Annotated in this window: 18 protein-coding genes; 4 read left to right on the top strand and 14 right to left on the bottom strand. The window is 61.4% G+C overall.

What is annotated here, in order from left to right; genetic code table 11:
• Positions 1-2: 2 nt before the first annotated feature.
• Positions 3-1,289 (bottom strand): polyhydroxyalkanoate depolymerase, encoded by a 1,287-nt coding sequence (gene phaZ / locus ACP15R_RS02355; protein WP_424984762.1) that lies wholly within the window; start codon positions 1,287-1,289, stop codon positions 3-5.
• A gap of 225 nt (positions 1,290-1,514) precedes the next feature.
• Between phaZ and ACP15R_RS02350 the strand changes: the two genes are divergently transcribed.
• The 3 genes from ACP15R_RS02350 to phaR all read left to right on the top strand — a co-directional run bounded on the left by ACP15R_RS02350 (position 1,515) and on the right by phaR (position 4,567).
• Positions 1,515-3,212, top strand: a complete 1,698-nt coding sequence (locus ACP15R_RS02350) for a PHA/PHB synthase family protein (protein ID WP_424984761.1) — start codon at positions 1,515-1,517, stop codon at positions 3,210-3,212.
• Between the two features lie 129 nt (positions 3,213-3,341).
• The gene (locus ACP15R_RS02345) at positions 3,342-3,785 is read left to right on the top strand and encodes a phasin family protein (RefSeq protein ID WP_424984760.1); all 444 of its coding nucleotides are present in this window, start codon (positions 3,342-3,344) and stop codon (positions 3,783-3,785) included.
• Between the two features lie 236 nt (positions 3,786-4,021).
• The gene (phaR, locus tag ACP15R_RS02340) at positions 4,022-4,567 is read left to right on the top strand and encodes a polyhydroxyalkanoate synthesis repressor PhaR (RefSeq protein ID WP_424984759.1); all 546 of its coding nucleotides are present in this window, start codon (positions 4,022-4,024) and stop codon (positions 4,565-4,567) included.
• A 67-nt stretch (positions 4,568-4,634) separates the two neighbouring features.
• Here phaR and ACP15R_RS02335 read toward each other — a convergent pair whose 3' ends face one another.
• From ACP15R_RS02335 to ACP15R_RS02315, 5 genes are all read right to left on the bottom strand, one after another.
• Complete coding sequence (locus tag ACP15R_RS02335; RefSeq protein ID WP_424984758.1) at positions 4,635-5,837, bottom strand: DegT/DnrJ/EryC1/StrS family aminotransferase; 1,203 nt, start codon at positions 5,835-5,837, stop codon at positions 4,635-4,637.
• 183 nt (positions 5,838-6,020) lie between these two features.
• Positions 6,021-7,325: an NAD(P)/FAD-dependent oxidoreductase gene (locus tag ACP15R_RS02330; RefSeq protein WP_424984757.1), complete on the bottom strand. Its 1,305-nt coding sequence runs from the start codon at positions 7,323-7,325 to the stop codon at positions 6,021-6,023.
• Positions 7,326-7,352: 27 nt separating this feature from the next.
• Positions 7,353-8,711, bottom strand: coding sequence for a glutamine synthetase family protein (locus ACP15R_RS02325; RefSeq protein WP_424984756.1), 1,359 nt, complete (start codon positions 8,709-8,711; stop codon positions 7,353-7,355).
• The gene (locus tag ACP15R_RS02320; protein ID WP_424984755.1) at positions 8,708-9,391 is read right to left on the bottom strand and encodes a type 1 glutamine amidotransferase; all 684 of its coding nucleotides are present in this window, start codon (positions 9,389-9,391) and stop codon (positions 8,708-8,710) included. Before ACP15R_RS02320 ends, ACP15R_RS02325 begins: the two co-directional genes overlap by 4 nt.
• A gap of 61 nt (positions 9,392-9,452) precedes the next feature.
• Complete coding sequence (locus ACP15R_RS02315; protein ID WP_424984754.1) at positions 9,453-10,715, bottom strand: glutamine synthetase family protein; 1,263 nt, start codon at positions 10,713-10,715, stop codon at positions 9,453-9,455.
• A gap of 354 nt (positions 10,716-11,069) precedes the next feature.
• Here ACP15R_RS02315 and ACP15R_RS02310 point away from each other — a divergent pair, with 354 nt between their 5' ends.
• A complete protein-coding gene (locus ACP15R_RS02310; protein WP_424984753.1) occupies positions 11,070-11,495 on the top strand; it encodes an acyl-CoA thioesterase in 426 nt (141 codons plus the stop codon).
• A 74-nt stretch (positions 11,496-11,569) separates the two neighbouring features.
• Here ACP15R_RS02310 and ACP15R_RS02305 read toward each other — a convergent pair whose 3' ends face one another.
• The 8 genes from ACP15R_RS02305 to ACP15R_RS02270 all read right to left on the bottom strand — a co-directional run bounded on the left by ACP15R_RS02305 (position 11,570) and on the right by ACP15R_RS02270 (position 17,085).
• A complete protein-coding gene (locus ACP15R_RS02305; protein ID WP_424984752.1) occupies positions 11,570-12,379 on the bottom strand; it encodes an ABC transporter permease in 810 nt (269 codons plus the stop codon).
• Complete coding sequence (locus ACP15R_RS02300; RefSeq protein WP_424984751.1) at positions 12,379-13,263, bottom strand: ABC transporter permease; 885 nt, start codon at positions 13,261-13,263, stop codon at positions 12,379-12,381. Before ACP15R_RS02300 ends, ACP15R_RS02305 begins: the two co-directional genes overlap by 1 nt.
• A gap of 58 nt (positions 13,264-13,321) precedes the next feature.
• The gene (locus ACP15R_RS02295; protein ID WP_424984750.1) at positions 13,322-14,050 is read right to left on the bottom strand and encodes a transporter substrate-binding domain-containing protein; all 729 of its coding nucleotides are present in this window, start codon (positions 14,048-14,050) and stop codon (positions 13,322-13,324) included.
• A 27-nt stretch (positions 14,051-14,077) separates the two neighbouring features.
• Positions 14,078-14,854, bottom strand: a complete 777-nt coding sequence (locus ACP15R_RS02290) for an ABC transporter ATP-binding protein (protein ID WP_424984749.1) — start codon at positions 14,852-14,854, stop codon at positions 14,078-14,080.
• Positions 14,855-14,980: 126 nt separating this feature from the next.
• Entirely contained in the window at positions 14,981-15,715 is a 735-nt protein-coding gene (locus ACP15R_RS02285; protein ID WP_424984748.1) for a phosphate/phosphite/phosphonate ABC transporter substrate-binding protein, read from the bottom strand.
• On the bottom strand, positions 15,712-16,149 hold the full coding sequence (locus tag ACP15R_RS02280) for a TerB family tellurite resistance protein (protein WP_424984747.1): 438 nt from the start codon (positions 16,147-16,149) through the stop codon (positions 15,712-15,714). Before ACP15R_RS02280 ends, ACP15R_RS02285 begins: the two co-directional genes overlap by 4 nt.
• A 55-nt stretch (positions 16,150-16,204) precedes the next feature.
• Entirely contained in the window at positions 16,205-16,657 is a 453-nt protein-coding gene (locus tag ACP15R_RS02275; RefSeq protein ID WP_424984746.1) for a TerB family tellurite resistance protein, read from the bottom strand.
• A gap of 134 nt (positions 16,658-16,791) precedes the next feature.
• Positions 16,792-17,085 carry a DUF1330 domain-containing protein gene (locus ACP15R_RS02270; protein WP_424984745.1) on the bottom strand — a complete coding sequence of 98 codons (294 nt, stop codon included), beginning with the start codon at positions 17,083-17,085 and terminating at the stop codon, positions 16,792-16,794.
• Positions 17,086-17,101: the final 16 nt, after the last annotated feature.

Below are 17,101 nucleotides of genomic sequence, written 5' to 3'. Positions count from 1 at the left end.
GCCTATTCGGCGGCGACATTCTTGTTCGCCGCCCGCTTGCGACCGGGTCGGGGGGCCGAGCGGCTGTTGGCGTCGATAAAGTCGAGTACCAGCGGGCGGATATTGTCGCGCCACGACTTGCCCGCAAAGATGCCATAGTGACCCGCGCCGGGTTCGACATGGCTGGCCTTCTTGCTGTCGGGCAGGCCGGTGCAGAGATCAAGCGCTGCGATGCACTGGCCGGGGGCCGAGATATCGTCCTTGGCGCCCTCGACGGATTTGACCGCCACATTGGTGATCTTGCCGATATCAACCTGATGCCCGTCCACGACAAAGACATTGCGCGCGATTTCGCGTTCCTTGAAGATCCGCTCGACGGTGGACAGGTAGAATTCCGCGGGCATGTCCATCACCGCGAGGTATTCGTCGTAGAAGCGGTTATGCGCATCGTGATCGGATGCCTCGCCACGCGCGACGCGCAGGATCTGGTCGGTAAAGGCGCTGGCATGGCGTTCCGCGTTCATCGACATGAACGACGCCAATTGCAGCAGGCCGGGATAGACCAAGCGCCCGACGCCCGGATACTTGAACCCGACACGTTGAATCATGGTTTCTTCCAACTGGCCCATGGTCACGCGCCGGCCGAAATCGGTCACGTCGGTGGGGGTCGCGTCGGGGTCGACCGGGCCGCCGATCAGCGTCAGCGAACAGGGCTGTGCCTCGGGGTCCTGTTCGGCCAGATAGGCGGTCGCGGCCAGCGTCAGGGGCGCGGGCTGGCAGACGGCGATCACATGGGTGTCCGGGCCAAGCTCGCGCATGAAATCGACGAGGTACAGCGTATAGTCCTCGATATCGAACTTGCCCGCGGATACCGGGATGTCGCGCGCATTGTGCCAGTCGGTGACATAGACTTCGCAATCCACCAGCAGCGACTTGACCGTGCTGCGCAGCAGCGTGGCATAATGGCCCGACATCGGCGCAACAAGCAGCACCTTGCGCGGGCTGGGTTCGCGGCCCGTCACCTTGAAATGGATCAGGTCGCCAAAGGGGCGTTCAACCACGGTTTCGATATTGACCAGGTGATCCTTGCCGTCTTCGCAGGTGAAAGTGCGGATACCCCAGTCGGGCTTGACAACCATACGTTGAAAGGTGCGTTCCGTGACATCCCCCCATGCCGCCATCCAGTTCAGCGCGGGATTTGGAATCATGCTGAATATCGGATAGGATGCAAGGGCCAGGGCAGACGCGCCCATCCACTGGTTGGTGTTGCGAGTCGCCTCCATCAAATCGTAGGTTATCATGTAGCGCATTTCGGGACTCCAAGTGTTTAAAACGACCCAAATTTGGGTCGGACCATTCGTCGCTTTGCCCCCCGAAACCGGCGACGCTATTCTGCACAGCAGCAAGATTACGAGGTATTCCTTAAAATGACAACCAAGCAAGACGGCGCAACCGAAAAATCCGGTGAGCACTTGGAGAAGTTCCAGAAAAATTTGGAGAAAATTGAAAACCTGTCCCGGCGTCTGATGGAGGTCATGACCCACAAGAGCGGCCACAACGCCGCGCTGGACGCGCCGAAACAGGATCTGTTTGCAAAAGCGGCAACCGCCTATTGGTCGGATGCGATGCAGAACCCGTCCAAGATGATCGAGCAGCAGGTCGCCTATTGGGGGAAATCGCTCAAGCATTTCGCCGAGGTGCAGGAGACGCTCGCCAAGGGGAAACTCGCCGCGCCGGCAGACCCGGGGCCGCAGGACCGCCGGTTTTCCAACCCGCTGTGGGACAAGCACCCGTATTTCAACTTTCTCAAGCAGCAATACCTGATCAATTCCGAGGCGATCAAGCAATCGGTCGACAGCGTTCAGGACATGGACCGCAAAGAGAAACAGCGCCTGACCTATTTCGCCAACCAGATCGTCGACATGATGGCACCGACGAATTTCTTCGCGACCAACCCGGATGCGCTGGAAAAGGCTATCGAGACCGATGGAAAGTCGCTGGTGGCGGGGCTTGAGAACCTGATTTCCGATCTCGAGGCGAACAACGGCGAGCTGGTTGTGCGGCTGGCCGACGAAAAGGCGTTCGAGCTGGGCGGCAATATCGCCACCACGCCCGGCGAGGTGGTGTACCGCAACCGGATGATGGAGCTGATCCAGTACAAGCCGGTGACTGACACGGTGCATGAAATCCCGCTGGTGATCTTTCCGCCCTGGATCAACAAGTTCTACATCCTGGATCTCAAGGCGCAGAACAGCCTGATCAAGTGGATTACCGAGCAGGGCTATACCCTGTTCGTGGTCAGCTGGATCAACCCGGATGCCAGCTATTCCGACACCGGGCTGGAGGATTACATCCAGGACGGCTATCTGGCGGCGATCGAAGAGGTCAAGGCCATCTGCGGTACGAGCCAGGTGAACGCGGTCGGGTATTGTATCGCTGGAACGACCCTGTCGCTGTCGCTGTCGCTGTTGAAACAGCGGGGCGACAAATCGGTAAAATCCGCCACGCTGTTCACCGCGCTGACCGATTTTGGCGACCAGGGCGAGTTCACGCCCTTCCTGTCGGATGATTTCATCGACGGGATCGAGGCCGAGGTAAAGGACAAGGGGGTGCTGCCCTCATATATCATGGCGCGCACCTTCAGCTTCCTGCGTTCCAATGACCTGGTCTATAAACCCGCCATCCGCAGCTACATGATGGGCGAAGCGCCGCCGGCCTTCGACCTGCTCTACTGGAACGGCGACGGGGCCAACCTGCCGGCCAAGATGTCGGTGCAATATCTGCGCGGCCTTTGCCAGCGCAACGAGTTCACCCAGGGCGGTTTCGATCTGGCCGGGCACACGCTCAGGATCTCGGATGTCGACGTGCCGCTGTTCGCGGTGACCTGCGAGACGGATCACATCGCGGCCTGGAAAGACTGCTATCGCGGGGTCCAGATGATGGGATCGCGCAGCAAGGAGTTCATCGTTTCGGAATCCGGGCATATCGCCGGCATCGTGAACCCGCCGAGCAAGAACAAGTACGGGCATTACACCAACTCGGATCTCAAGCTGTCCGACACTGACTGGATGTCCGGCGCGCAACGCCATGACGGCTCTTGGTGGCCGCGGTGGGAAAGCTGGCTGAAAAAGCGTTCTGGCAAGCAGGTGCCAGCACGCGAAATCCATGATTCGACTCGCCCATCGCTTGCGCAGGCTCCGGGCACCTATGTGAAGATCAAGGCAAATGCCTGATAAGTCAGGGAAATAAAAATTATGCTGCGGCGCAGCAAAAAAATGTTGAAATGCCGCGTCGCAGCATACATATTGTCCTCAGCAGACAGACACGGGATCGTCCCGGTCAGACAAGCAAGGATTAGGACAATGGCAAACACCCAAGATTTCACCGCCGTCATGAAAGACATGATGGGCAGCTTCCCCGTTGACACCAAAGCAATGGAAGAAGCCTTCAAAACCCAGGCGACCCTGAACGAGAAACTGTCCGCAGTTGCTCTGGACGCTGCTTCCAAATCGGCCGAGCTGTCCAGCAAATGGACCAAAGACACCATCGCCAAGCTGGGTGAAGTTTCCAAAGCGAAAGCCGAGCCGGCCGACTACGCCAAAGCCGCAACCGATTTCGCTTCGGCTTCCGCTGAAGTTGCTGCCGAAAACCTGGCCGCCTTCGCCGAAATCGCGAAAAAAGTTCAGACCGAAACCGTCGAGCTGCTGATGGCCGCTGGCAAAGACATCACCGAAGATGCAACTGCTGCCGTCAAAAAAGCCACCAGCGACGTGACCGCTGCGGCCAAGAAAGCAGCCGCCAAGTAAGGCGCGCACGCTACGATTTGCGCCAACTCCTCCCAACCGGTGCAATCGCGGGGACAGGTCGCAAGACCTGTCCCCATTTTTTTGCCTGGCTGTCGCCGGGCCGCATCAGGCCGGCAATTTGCGCCTGATCCAATTTAGATTTCCCATGCCGATCCGCGCGGTCTTTCTTTTTGTGCTGCACTCGCATAGGCTTTTCTGCAATGCATCATGTCTCGGGAGGACGATCGGTGGCGGAAATGGAAAAACCCCTTCTTATCAAGCGATACGCCAGTCGTCGGCTGTATAACACCGAGACCAGCGACTATGTCACGCTGGAGGATATCGCGAGCTTTATTCGCGACGGGCGCGAGGTTCAGATCGTTGACCTCAAGTCGGGGGATGATCTGACCCGTCAGTACCTGTTGCAGATCATTGCCGAGCATGAAAGCCGGGGCGAGAACGTGCTGCCGGTGACGGTGCTGAATGACCTGGTGCGCAGCTACATGGTGCCGGGCGGCGGCATGATGCCCCAGTTCCTGCAAAGCTCGTTCGAGATGCTGCGCGAGAACCAGGCCAAGATGATGGAAAACATGTCGGCGATGAACCCGATGTCCAAGATGCCCGGTTTCGAGGCGATGAAGGCGCAGCAGGCCGCGTTCCTCAAGGCGATGACCGGTGGCATGGGCGGATCATGGAACAGCCCTTTGGCCGAGGATTCCAAGGGCAACGATGCCTCCGAGAATCTCGAAGACATCAAGAAACAGCTCGCCGACCTTCAGAACAAGCTGTCCAAGCTCAAATAACCCCGCGCGCAACGGAAAGCGGCAGGCTGGCCATGGGGGCCAGCCGGGGTTCCGCCATGCGGGGTGATCAGGTTCCGTAAGCGGCAACCGGACCCATCACATCCTCGACCGCGCCCAGGATGATGTCGGCAATGACGTTCAACTCGGCCTTGCTCAGCCGTACGGGCAGGCGCACGTCGCAGGCGCGCATCAGCATGGCGCGGGTGCGGGGCAGCTCCGGCAGGTCGGGGATGAACTGCCAGTTCCAGAAGGCCCGGGCATTGTCCGCGCTCTGACCGAATATCTGTACCTTGACCCCACGCGCCTCGGCGGCGGCGGCAAAGGACAGAATTTCGAATTCGTCCATGGCGACAAGGTTGAATTGGATCGAATCCGGCGCGCGGACTTCTTGTGGCAAGGGCGCGGGCACCTCGATATTCGGGGAGGCGTTCAGCCGCGCGGCCACGTGGTCGTGGTTCGCCAATCCATCACGCACCCGCCGGTCCAGTTCCGGAATCTGGGCACGGACAACCACGGCGGAAAGGTTGCTCATCCGCAGGTTATAAAGTGGCAGCCGGTTCTGCCATCGGGCAAAGGCGGCCTGCAATTTGGGCGATGATCCGCTGTGTTTTTGCCAGTTGTGCTCATAAGCCCCCGACATGATCACCGCACGCGCCACCAGATCGGCATCGTCGGTGATGAGGATGCCGCCTTCGCCGGCGTTGATCATCTTGTAGGACTGGAACGAGAAACAGCCGATCCGGCCGATGGTGCCGATGTTGCGACCGTTCCACGTGGTGCCCAGCGAATGCGCCGCATCTTCGATCACCGGAATGTCGCGCGCGTCGCATAGCGCCATGATAGCGTCCATGTCGCTGGTATGTCCGCGCATGTGGCTGATGATGACCGCCTGCACATCGGCGAGCTTGGCTTCAAAATCCGCGATGTCGATACGGTAATTCTCGCCCACTTCGCACAGAACCGGTGTGCAATCCGCGTGCATCACCGATGACGGGACCGCCGCAAAGGTAAAGCCGGGGATCAGGACCCGCGCGTCGCGGGGCAGGTCGAGCGCCTTGAGCGACAGGAACAGCGCCGCCGAGCAGGACGACACCGCCAGCGCATATTTGCTGCCCAATTGTGCGGCAAATTCGGCTTCGAGCAGCGCGACCGGCGCGTCGGCAGGCGCGGTATAGCGAAAAAGGTCGCCCGACTGCATCAACGCGTCGATGGCGTCACGGGCTGATTGCGGGATGGGTTCTGCGTCATGGACGTTCGGTGGCAAGGTCATATTTCGATTTCCTTAACTTAACCTGTGGCTTTACTAAATCAGTTGACGAAGACTGCCAATAGGAAATCGGGCCTGCCCGGCGGAACCCCGCCTTGGGGGCTTTGCCGGCGTGCCTGTCGGTCGCGGCCCGCGTTCGCAATGCGGCGGGGCTCGATCACGGGGGCATGTTGCGCGGTTGGTGGTTCAGGTACCCAGGCGGTCGCGCAGGCTGTACCAGGTCATTGCCAGCACCAGCAGCGGCGAGCGCAGCATCGCGCCCCCCGGAAACGCCGGCGCGGGAACGCGGGCCATGGTGTCAAACCCCTCGGCCTCGCCCCGCACGGCCATGGCCATCAATTGCCCGGCATGGGTTGCGGTGCCGACCCCGTGCCCGGAATAGCCCGAAGCCGACAGCATGTTCGGCCCGAGCCGCGCGAGAAATGGCATCCGCTTCATGGTGATCGCCAGGGTCCCGCCCCAGGCATATTCGATCGCGACATCGCCAAGGTGCGGGTAGATCTCGGTCATCGGTTTGCGCACGACGGCGGCAATATCGGCGGGGAAGGTATAGCCATAGCTTTCGCCGCCGCCAAAAAGCAGGCGGCCGTCGGCGCTCAGCCGGAAGTAATTCACCACAAACTTGCTGTCGGCGACCGCCACATCCCGGGTCAGAATCCGCGCGGTTTCGGCGCCAAGCGGTTCGGTTGCGATGATGAAATTGTTGATCGGCATCACCCGCGCGGCGACCCTGCGGTTCAGCCCGCCGAGATAGCCGTTGCAGGCCAGGATCACATGATCGGCGATCACCCGGCCCTTGTCGGTTTGCACGGTTGCGGGCCGGCCTTCGGCGATATGGTGAACGTGGCTTTCCTCGTATATGCGCACGCCCGCCGCTGCCGCCGCCCGTCCGAGGCCAAGCGCATAGTTCAGCGGATGCAGATGTGCCGCGCCCCAGTCCAGCGTGCCGCCCTTGTAGGCGGGCGAGGGGCAGAGCCCGTGGCAGGCGGCGGCGTCCAGAAGCTCGATCTGATCATAGCCATAGCGCGCCTCGAGATGCTCGGCATAGCGGTGCAACTCGGCAACGTCGCGCCCCGAGCTGGCGGTATGGGCCACCCCCGGTTTCAGATCGCAGGCGATCTGATGGCGCGCGATCAGGGATTTCACCAGGGCCTTGCCATCCTCTGCCAGGTGCCAGAGCTTGTGTGCCTCGCCCTCGCCAAGCAGGCGTTCTAGCCCGTCCTGATCCATGCGCTGGCCGCTGCCCAGCTGCCCGCCATTGCGCCCGGAGGCCCCAAACCCGATGCGATGCGCGTCAAGCAGCACCACATCCATTCCCGCCTCGGCCAGATGCAGCGCCGCGGACAGGCCGGTATAACCGGCCCCGACCACACAGACATCGGCCCGGGTTTCGCCGCGCAGGGGGGCGTGGCGGGCGGCATCATGTGCGGTCGCGGCATACCAGCTTTGGGGGAATTCGCCGCGCCGGTCGTTTGAGAACAGCAGGTTCATGATGACCTCACGGTGCCAGTGGGCCCACTAGACGTTCAGCAGCAGATGCTCGCGTTCCCACGGCGAAATCACTTGCAGGAATTCCTCGTATTCGGCGCGCTTGACAATGCTGTAGACACGGGCAAATTCCTCGCCGAGCACCGCATGCAGGTCGGCGGCATTCTCGAACAGGGTCAGCGCCTCGCCCATCACGCGGGGGATGTCCTCTTCGCCCTCATAGGCATCGCCCCGGAATTGCTTGTGCGGGCGGCGCTCATGCATCATCCCGAGATAGCCACAGGCCAGCGAGGCCGCGATACACAGATACGGGTTGCAGTCCATCCCGGCCAGCCGGTTCTCCACCCGCCGCGCTTCGGGGCCGGACAGGGGGATGCGGATGCCGGTTGTGCGATTGTCACGGCCCCATTCAAGGTTGATCGGCGCGGCGTGATCGCGGGTATAGCGGCGATAGCTGTTCACATAGGGGGCCATGACCGCGATGGCCGAGGGCAGGTGATGCTGCATCCCGCCGATGAAATGGTAAAACGCGTCGGTTTCGCCCCCTTGCGGTCCGGAAAACAGGTTCTTGCCACTGTCCGCATCAAGGATCGAGTGGTGGATATGCATCGCGCTGCCCGGTTCCTCGGCGATGGGCTTGGCCATGAAGGTGGCAAAGCAATCGTGGCGCAGCGCCGCCTCGCGGATCAGCCGCTTGAAATAGAACACTTCGTCCGCGAGCTTGACCGGATGCCCGTGGCGCAGGTTGATCTCAAGCTGACCCGCGCCGCCCTCCTGCGTGATGCCGTCGATTTCAAACCCCTGCGCTTCGGCAAAGTCGTATATGTCGTCGATCACCGGCCCGAATTCGTCCACCGCCGTCATCGAATAGGCCTGGCGTGCCGCCGCCGGCCGGCCAGAGCGGCCCATCATCGGCTCGATCTGCTTGGCCGGATCGACGTTGCGCGCCACCAGGTAGAATTCCATCTCGGGCGCCACCACGGGTTTCCAGCCCTGGTCCTCGTAGAGCTTGACCACCCGCTTCAACACGTTGCGCGGGGAACAGGGCACCGGGTTGCCCTTGCGGTCAAAGGCGTCGTGGATCACCTGCAAGGTCCAGTCGCCGGTCCAGGGGGCCGCGGTCGCGGTGGTCATGTCCGGGCGCAGGATCATGTCTTTTTCGATGAAGCCGTCCTCGCCCGCCGCTTCGCCCCAATCGCCGGTAATGGTCTGGTAAAAGATGCTGTCGGGCAGGTGAAAGTAATCCTGCTTGGCGAACTTGCTGGCGGGCACCGCCTTGCCCCGCGCGATGCCGGGCAGGTCGGAAATGATGCACTCCACCTCGTCCAGCCGCCGCCCCTCGAGATAGCTGCGCGCGGCGTCGGGCAGGCGGTCGCTCAGGTCGGTCATCTGCTGTGTCCCTTCTTGAAGAACGCGGCCATTTGCGCCGCGATCCTGTCATTGTCGACCGGATCCGCCAAGCGCCTTGTTGCCGCCGCCAGCTGGTCATCGGGCACCACGCCCCTGCCGCGTGTGCGGATCAGCCCATCGATGAAATCGCTGCCGAACTCGGGATGCGGCTGGACCGTCCAGACCGTATCGCCATAGGCAATGATCGCGTTTTTGCAGAAGTCATTCGAGGCGAGCACCCGCGCGCCCTCGGGCAGCTCGACCACCTGGTCCTGGTGCCAGGCATTCAGGGTCAGGGTTTCGCCGCCCAGGTCATACTCGGTCGCGCCCACGGCCCAGCCGCCCGCGAATTTCTCGACCTTGCCGCCCAGGGCCTGGGCGATGACCTGGTGGCCGAAACACACTCCGATCAGCGGCAGGCCCCTGGCGACGATATCGCGGATCAACTCTTGGAGCGGCGCAATCCACGGATGATCCTCATAGGCCCCGTGCTTGGACCCCGTGATCAGCCAGCCATCGGCGTCATCCGCCCCGGTGGGGAACTGGTTGTCGACAACGGCAAAATTGACAAAGTCGAAATCATGCCCGTCCAGAAGGGTCTGGAACATCGAGTCATAATTGCCGGTGGACGCCAGCAGGCTGTCTGGCGCGTGTCCGGTTTGCAGGATGCCGATTTTCATGGTTCACCAGGGATTTGATCAAATTCAGGATAGCACCCGCCCGGTGCCCCGGCAAGAGGGGTCAGACCGACTCGAGGTAGCTGAGCCAATGTGTTTCGGGGGCGCGACGGGAAAATACCTCGCGCTCCTGCCGTTTTGTCATCACCAGGTTGCGGATCAGCTGCGGCGAGAATATGCGCGCGATCAGCGGATCGGCTTCGAAGGCGTCGATCGCCGCGTCCCAGCTCGGCGCGAGATGCGGCAGCCCGCGGATTTCATAGGCGTTCCCGGTGACCGGTGTGGGGGGCGTCATTGAATCCTCGATCCCGGTAAGGGCCGCGCCAAGGATCACGCCAAGCACCAGATACGGGTTGATGTCGCCGCCCGCCACCCGGTGTTCGATGCGCCGCGCGGCGGGCGGGCCACCGGGAATGCGGATCGCGGCGGTGCGGTTTTCATAGGCCCAGGCGGCGTTGGACGGGGCATGGGCACCGGGCACCAGCCGGTCATAGGAATTGCCGTGCGGCGCAAAGATAAGCGTGCTGGGTGGCATCGCCGCGATGCAGCCGGCCACCGCCGACAGCAAGACCGGGCTGCCCTTGGCCTCGCCATTGTTGAAGATGTTGTTGCCCTCAGCATCCAGAACCGAGAAATGCACGTGCATCCCGTTGCCCGCATCATCGGAATAGGGCTTGGCCATGAAGGTCGCGGCAAACCCGTGCTGGCGGGCGATACCGCGCACCAAAGCCTTGAAAAGCCACGCGTCATCGGCGGCGCGCAGCGCGTCCTGATGGTTCAGGTTGACTTCGAACTGGCCGATGCCGCTTTCGGAAATCGCGGTTTGCGCCGGAATGCCCATGGCTTCGCAGCCATCATAGAGCGCGGTAAAGAAATCGTCGAACGCATCCATCTGCGACAGGGACAGGATCGCCTCGCCATACAGGGGGCGGCCGGTGACCGGGTTCAGCGGCGCGGTCGGGGCCATGCCGCTGTCATCGACCAGCGTAAACTCCATCTCGGTGGCCGCAAGCACGCGCCAGTCCCGCGCCGCATAGCGGTCGAGCACCGAGATCAGCGCATGGCGCGGATCACCGGAAAACGGCGCGCCGCGTTCGGTATACATGGTCATCGGCACCAGCGCCGAGGGCTTGGCCAGCCACGGCATCGGCACCGGACCACGCTCGGTCGGGCGCAGGATGCCATCGGCATCGCCGCTTTCAAAGACCAGCGGACTGTCTTCGATATCGGCGCCCCACAGGTCGACGTTGAGCACGGAATAGGGCATGCGAATGGCGCCCTTGTCGAGCTTTTCGGCAAATGACGCCGGAACGCGTTTCCCTCTCATCTGTCCATTAAGATCGCATGCCGCGATTCGAAAGGTTGGAAAAGCGCGAAGATCCATGAAGACCATCCTGATGGGAAACGGGAGTTATGAGGCAAGCTGTACCGCAAGAAACCGCGCCTGTCATGTGAATTTGATCAAATTATGGAGCCATGACTTGCCTATGGAGACTGGGTCTTCCGTTAACACCGTCAGGCAGAATGGGATTGCAACTCCACCTATCCGCTGTGTTCCTGCCAGCCGGAATGGGCGACCTGGATAGGAGAGCAAGAAGATGTAGGTTTCGAATCCTAAGGGTTCTTTGTGCAATGTGTTTGTTGTTGTTATGATCGTTGGACAAATTCGTGGAGGATATTCATGCCGGCGATGACTTCTTTTTGTTCAGTGGTAGATCCGTCTGATTGCGATTTTCTTGGCCATATGAACGTTTCCCGCTACTTCGCAGCCTGTTCTGATGGTGTATTCGCAATCCAGTCGAGAATGGGGCTGACGGCAAATGATATGCGAGACGGTCGACGGCTCTCATTCGCAGTAGTCAATGCTCAAAGCGACTTTCACGCTGAGTTGCTTGCCGGTGACGCGATAAAGTTGGAAACCACTGTGATGGGGATGGGTTCCAAGTCCATGACATTCAGACATCAATTGTTCAGGTCAGATGGCGAAATTCTCGCTTTCGAGACAATCTTTAAGTGCGTGCTGATGTGCCTCGCGACGCGGAGAGCGACTGATATTCCAAACGAGGTTCGCGAAACAGCCGAACACTGGTTGGAGCAGCAGACGTAATCTTCTAAATTGTCTCGCGTCAATGTTTATGGGGTCCGAGGTCGGCATATGGTGCGAGGTCTTCGTTCCTTCCCTCACCGGATCAGGGTGGTGCGGAAGCGGGGGCGGGGGCGGCGTTCGGCGGGGAGGTGGCGGTTGAGCCGTTTGCCGATCAGGCCAAACACCGCCACGATGATCAGGGTCACGAGGATGAAATACCCCGCGAGGATCGGGTAGGGGATGAACGGGTTGAAGGTCTTGTCGGCGAAATAGCTGGCGTAATAGAGCGCGTCGCCCCGTTGTTGCCATGCGGGAAAGCCAGAGAAGAACACCAGCGTTGTTGCGTGAAACAGAAAGATCGCTTCGTTCGTATAGGCGGGCCAGGCCAGGCGCAGCATGGTGGGCCAGATGATGCGTTTGAACCGAGGCCAGCCGGTCATGCCATAGGCGTCGGCGGCCTCGGTATCGCCCTTGGGGATCGAGCGCAGCGCGCCATAGAAGATTTCGCCCGTATAGGCGGCGGTGTTCAGGAACAGCACGATCAGCGCGCCAAGCCACGCGGCGGTAAAGGCGCCAAAGGCGGGGTAGCTGCTCTTGAGGCTGAGAAACAGGAAATAGGCAAAGAAGAACTGGATGAACAGTGGCGAGCCGCGAAAGACGAAGATGAACCATTCCGCCGGTTTGCGAATCCAGCGCGAGCCCGCGCCCTTGGCCACGGCCAGCCCGGTGGCGAGGAAGAAACCGATGGTCAGCGCCATGATCCCGAAATAGACGTTCCAGATCATCCCCGAACCGATCAGGGTGAATTGCTCGCATAGGGTGAAGCCTTCGCGTGGCAGCAGGCGCTCGCCGAACCCGACCGAGCGCAGGGCATAGTCCTGGATGGTTTGCTGGCAAGACGACATCAGGTGGCCGCCTTTCTCTGGGCTTCGCCGCCCGAGGTTGCCTGTCCATGCGTCAGGCGCTTCATCACACGTTCCAGCGCGATTTCGGAAACCCGGGTGAAGCCGAGATAGAAGATCAGCAGGAACAGGAAATACCACATGCGCCAGTCGCCATGGGGATAATCGGTGAATTTGCTGGTCTTGGTGCCTCCCAGTTCCCGCGCCCAGTACACGATGTCTTCGATCCCCAACAGGAACAGCAGCGGCGTTGCCTTGATCAGCACCATCCACAGGTTCGACAGGCCGGGCAGGGCAAAAACCCACATTTGCGGCACAAGCACGCGCCAGAAGGTCTGGCGGTGGGTCATGCCATAGGCTTCGGCGGTTTCAAGCTGTGCATTGGGAACCGCGCGCATGCCGCCATACAGCACGTTGGCGGCAAAGGCGCCAAAGACGATGGCAAAGGTAAAGACGGCCAAAAAGAAACCATAGGTTTCGTGGATATATTGCGGCGCATTGCCCAGCGGCATCTTGGCGGCCTGGCAGACCACGAAATCCGAGCCTTGCCGGACCGGCTGGTCCCAGTCGGGGCAGATGACCCGGTGCCGCAGGTATTCGACTGCCTGATCCAGCGCGATCACGAAAAACAGGAAAAACGCGATATCGGGCACGCCCCGCACGATGGCGATGTAGATCTTGCCAAGCCAGCGCAGCGGCGCGATGCGGGACCGGGCCGCCATCGCGCCAAGAAATCCGAACCCGAGCGCAACCGGTGCCGTGATCGCCAGCAACAGCAGGACCTTGAAAAAGGCCACGTAGAACGACATGTGCACGCCGGTCGTCAGGTAGCACGAGAACCAGGCGAGCGTGCCAAGCGTGTCGGGGTCACTGCAATAAGAGAACATGAGGTATGCCGCGGTCCGGGGTCAGGCCCGCCGGGATGGCGGGCCTGATGCTCGGGTGTCAGTAGGTCGTGGTGTCGTCGCCGAACCACTTTTTCAGCATGGTGTTCAGCGTGCCGTCTTCCTTCATCGTGGTGATGGCGGCGTCGAACTTTTCCTTCAGTTCGCTGTCGCTTTCGCGCAGGCCCATGCCGATGCCGCCGCCAAGCGGTACTTCATCGCCGACAAAGACCAGCTCGCCGCCGGATTCCTCGACCAGCGGCACCAGATAGTCGCGGTCGGCAAACACCGCGTCGGCCTCGCCGTTGCGCACGGCGGCAACGGTTTCTTCGGGCGTGGCAAATTCGACCAGCGTGGCACCGCTCGCGGCGACATGCCCGGCCTGGATCGTCGCGGTCTGCGCGGCGACAACGCCGCCGATCACGTCGACCCCGTCAGAGGCGGCAACATAGGCCGAGGCGGTCGGGGGGAAATAGTTCTGGGTAAAGTCGATCACCTCGTCACGCTCGTCGGTGATGCTCATGCCGGCCATGATGGTGTCATAGTTGCCGGACACCAGGTTGGGGATGATCGAATCCCAGTCGTTCTTGACCCATTCACAGGTCAGCGCGGCACGTTTGCACAGCTCGTCGCCCAGCTCGCGTTCAAAGCCGTCGACATCGCCCGCGTCGTTGATGAAATTGTACGGAGGATAGGCCCCCTCGGTGCCCATGCGGATGGTCTTGTCTTGGGCCATCGCCATGCCGGCGGTCACGGCCAGCGCGGCGGCGCTCAGGATCAGGTGCTTCATTGATGGTACTCCCTTGGCTTTTCTTGTTTACGCGGCGTGGGTTGCAGACAGGAACCCGCGCAGGCGTTCGGATTTGGGGTTGCCGAACAATTCATCCGGGTGCCCCTGTTCTTCGATCAGGCCCTGGTGCAGGAACACCACGTGGTCGGACACGTCATGGGCCAGCTTCATGTCGTGGGTCACGATCAGCATGGTCCGCCCCTCGCGGGCCAGGTCCTTGATGACCTTGACCACCTCTTGCTCCAGCTCGGGGTCAAGTGCCGATGTGGGTTCGTCAAACAGCAGCGCCTCGGGCTCCATGCACAGGGCGCGGGCGATGGCGGCGCGTTGTTGTTGCCCGCCCGAAAGCTGCGCCGGATAGACATCGCATTTGTTGCCGATCCCGACCTTGTCCAGATACTGGCGCGCCGCCGCTTCGACCTCGGCCTTGTCCCGGCCCAGAACCGTTACCGGGGCTTCCATTACGTTTTGCAGGATCGACATGTGGGACCACAGGTTGAACTGCTGGAACACCATCGACAGGTTGGTGCGGATGCGCAGGACCTGCCTGGCGTCGGCGGGGCGGCGATGATGGGAATCCCCTTTCCAGAGCACCGGTTCGCCCTTGAACAGGATGTCGCCTTGCTGGCTGTCTTCCAGCAGGTTGGCACAGCGCAGCAGGGTGGACTTACCCGATCCCGACGACCCGATCAGCGATACGACATCGCCGCGCCGGGCATTGATGTCCACACCCTTGAGCACTTCCAGCTCGCCATAGCTCTTGTGCAGGTTCTTGATTTCGATGACGGAAGGGGGGGCTTGCACGTGTGATCCGGTGATTGTGGCGGTTTCAGTACGGCAGTAGGAATGAAATTTCCGTTCAATGCAATGCGCAATCGCCGGCAGGCCGCATGGAATCGCCCGATTTGACGAAGGGGAACCCGCCTGTGATCAAGGTGCAGGCGGATTGGCAACCGCCAGATATGCGGTGGCCGGGATATCAATCAACCCCTTGATGTGCAGGGCGGCGCGGTCTTGCGTGGCAAGATCGCCGATGGCGGCCCGGATCGCGGCGGCAATTGGCGCGACGTCGCGATCCCGCGCGGTGATTAGGGGCAGGCCGGGGGTTGGCGGGGTGGTCCCGACCACCTTGAGGGCGCCCACAACCGGGTCATGCTCGCAGAGCAGCGCCCATGTTACCGCATCGATTCCGGCAATGTCGGCCCGCCCTTCGGCAACCGCGCGGGCAGAGGCCGCGTGGGCCCCGGTCTTGATATGGGTGGCAAAAGTGACCCCGAGGCCGTTCATGTGATTGATCGGCGCTGCCCAGCCCGATTGCGACAAGGCTTCGTTATAGGCAAACCTTTGCCCCGCGAAATCCTGCGGTTGCTCGCCCGGAGCATGGGCATGGGCGATCAGAACCGAGTGATAATAGCCGGGCGGGCAGCCGGCCAAGCCATAATCCGGCGTCGCCACCAGCGACACCGCATCATGTAGCCGGGTGCGATAGGGCATGCCACAGGTTTGCGCCAACAGCAGGTCGGCCGATTGCCAGATTTCCCAGGGGTCCGGATCACGGGTCAGCCGCTCGGGGCCAAATCCCAGGCGCACCCTGATCCTGTCCCAGAACCGGTCATTGGCGGGGCGAAGCGCGGGCATGTCATACATGCCCAGGTATGCAATCATGATTTCTCGGCGTGTTGCCGGGCCATCGCGCTATCCACATCGCTGACACCCAGCAGGCTCGCTACCAGCCGCAGCAGCGCGTCCTCTTCTTCGGCGCGTTCTCCATCGGCCAGAACCACGGTCCACAAGGACTGCACAACCGAGCGGCGATCCTCGTAAGGAACGGCATCCTTGATGGCCCGGGTAAAGCGCACCGTGTCGGGGGCTTCGGATTCCAGGGTTTCCGCCTGTCCGCGCAGTTTCGTGGCTTCAAACGGCGACAGGCCATAACGATCCGCGATGATCCGGTCGATCCGCGAGATTTCGGCGGCGGAATAATCGTTGTCCGAACGGGCGACCCGCACCAGCAGGGCGGTCAATGCCAGCCGTGCATCCGAATGGGCAAGCGGCGCGGGTTCCGGCTGGGTCAGCCGTTTCAGGAAATCACCAAACATGTGTCAGATATAGGCAAAGCGCCGCCGAACGCAAACCGCAGAATGCGGGGCAGGGTCAGGAAATCGCCCCATTGGCCTGTTCGGCCTTTTCCCGCGCGGCCTTGCTCTCGATAAAGCTCAGCCCCATCGCCTTGCGGGCGCTTTCCAGCACGCGCAATTCGTCTTCCTTGGGGTCGCCGTCGGCCAGCACCACTTCCCACAGCGCGTCCAGCGCGGCCAGACGTTCCTCGAGCCCGGTGGTCTCGCGGATCAGCTTGGCAAAGGTATCGGTTTCGGGGGCGGCGGCGTGCAGCTTTTCACAGGTCGCGCGAATTTTCGCCGCTTCGATGGCGTTATGCTGGAACAGCCGGGCCAGGATGCGGTCGATCAGGCTGATTTCCTCGACCTGGTAATTCTGGTCGGACTTGGCCACGCGCACCAAGAGCGCACCCAGGGCCAGTTCGGCGTCCGGGTCGGGCAGGTCTTCGGTGTTGCTGGCGCGAAACGCGGCAAAAAGCTTGCTCAACATTGGCAAAGGTTATCCGGTCTGTCTGGCTTCGCCAAGCGAATCCTATTGTGTTTCCCGTTCATGCCGCATCGCTTGCCGGGGCCTGTTGCGGCACCCGCAGGCAAGCGGCGGTTTTCGGGCCGCCCGGCACGGGATCAGCCGTCATAGCCTTCGATCACCACGAGGTCGCTGATTGAAACCGGGTCGCGCAGGGCCTTGGCGGTCTGGTATCCGGTGCTTTCGTAACAGGCCAGCGCGGTGTCATAGCTGTCGAATTCGATCACCACGGTGCGTTGGCGCGACGATCCTTCGCGGACCTGATGCTGGCCGCCGCGCACCAGGAACCGGCCACCGAACTCGGCAAAGGGCGCGGCGTTGGCGGCGATGTATTGCTTGTAGGTGTCCATGTCGTCCACGTCGACATGCCCGATCCAGTATCCCTTGGCCATGACAGTTATCCTTGCT

This window comes from Microbulbifer sp. S227A (assembly GCF_049800935.1).
This window is presented reverse-complemented; position numbering and strand designations above follow the sequence as displayed.

Coding starts and splice junctions, on each gene's coding strand:
- phaZ (WP_424984762.1), bottom strand. CDS start 1,289: ATGCGCTACATGATAACCTACGATTTGATGGAGGCGACTCGCAACACC.
- ACP15R_RS02320 (WP_424984755.1), bottom strand. CDS start 9,391: ATGAAAATCGGCATCCTGCAAACCGGACACGCGCCAGACAGCCTGCTG.
- ACP15R_RS02305 (WP_424984752.1), bottom strand. CDS start 12,379: ATGTCGTCTTGCCAGCAAACCATCCAGGACTATGCCCTGCGCTCGGTC.
- ACP15R_RS02275 (WP_424984746.1), bottom strand. CDS start 16,657: ATGTTGAGCAAGCTTTTTGCCGCGTTTCGCGCCAGCAACACCGAAGAC.
- phaR (WP_424984759.1), top strand. CDS start 4,022: ATGGAAAAACCCCTTCTTATCAAGCGATACGCCAGTCGTCGGCTGTAT.
- ACP15R_RS02325 (WP_424984756.1), bottom strand. CDS start 8,711: ATGACCGACCTGAGCGACCGCCTGCCCGACGCCGCGCGCAGCTATCTC.
- ACP15R_RS02295 (WP_424984750.1), bottom strand. CDS start 14,050: ATGAAGCACCTGATCCTGAGCGCCGCCGCGCTGGCCGTGACCGCCGGC.
- ACP15R_RS02335 (WP_424984758.1), bottom strand. CDS start 5,837: ATGACCTTGCCACCGAACGTCCATGACGCAGAACCCATCCCGCAATCA.
- ACP15R_RS02310 (WP_424984753.1), top strand. CDS start 11,070: ATGCCGGCGATGACTTCTTTTTGTTCAGTGGTAGATCCGTCTGATTGC.
- ACP15R_RS02345 (WP_424984760.1), top strand. CDS start 3,342: ATGGCAAACACCCAAGATTTCACCGCCGTCATGAAAGACATGATGGGC.
- ACP15R_RS02280 (WP_424984747.1), bottom strand. CDS start 16,149: ATGTTTGGTGATTTCCTGAAACGGCTGACCCAGCCGGAACCCGCGCCG.
- ACP15R_RS02350 (WP_424984761.1), top strand. CDS start 1,515: ATGACCCACAAGAGCGGCCACAACGCCGCGCTGGACGCGCCGAAACAG.
- ACP15R_RS02300 (WP_424984751.1), bottom strand. CDS start 13,263: ATGTTCTCTTATTGCAGTGACCCCGACACGCTTGGCACGCTCGCCTGG.
- ACP15R_RS02285 (WP_424984748.1), bottom strand. CDS start 15,715: ATGATTGCATACCTGGGCATGTATGACATGCCCGCGCTTCGCCCCGCC.
- ACP15R_RS02270 (WP_424984745.1), bottom strand. CDS start 17,085: ATGGCCAAGGGATACTGGATCGGGCATGTCGACGTGGACGACATGGAC.
- ACP15R_RS02315 (WP_424984754.1), bottom strand. CDS start 10,715: ATGAGAGGGAAACGCGTTCCGGCGTCATTTGCCGAAAAGCTCGACAAG.
- ACP15R_RS02330 (WP_424984757.1), bottom strand. CDS start 7,325: ATGAACCTGCTGTTCTCAAACGACCGGCGCGGCGAATTCCCCCAAAGC.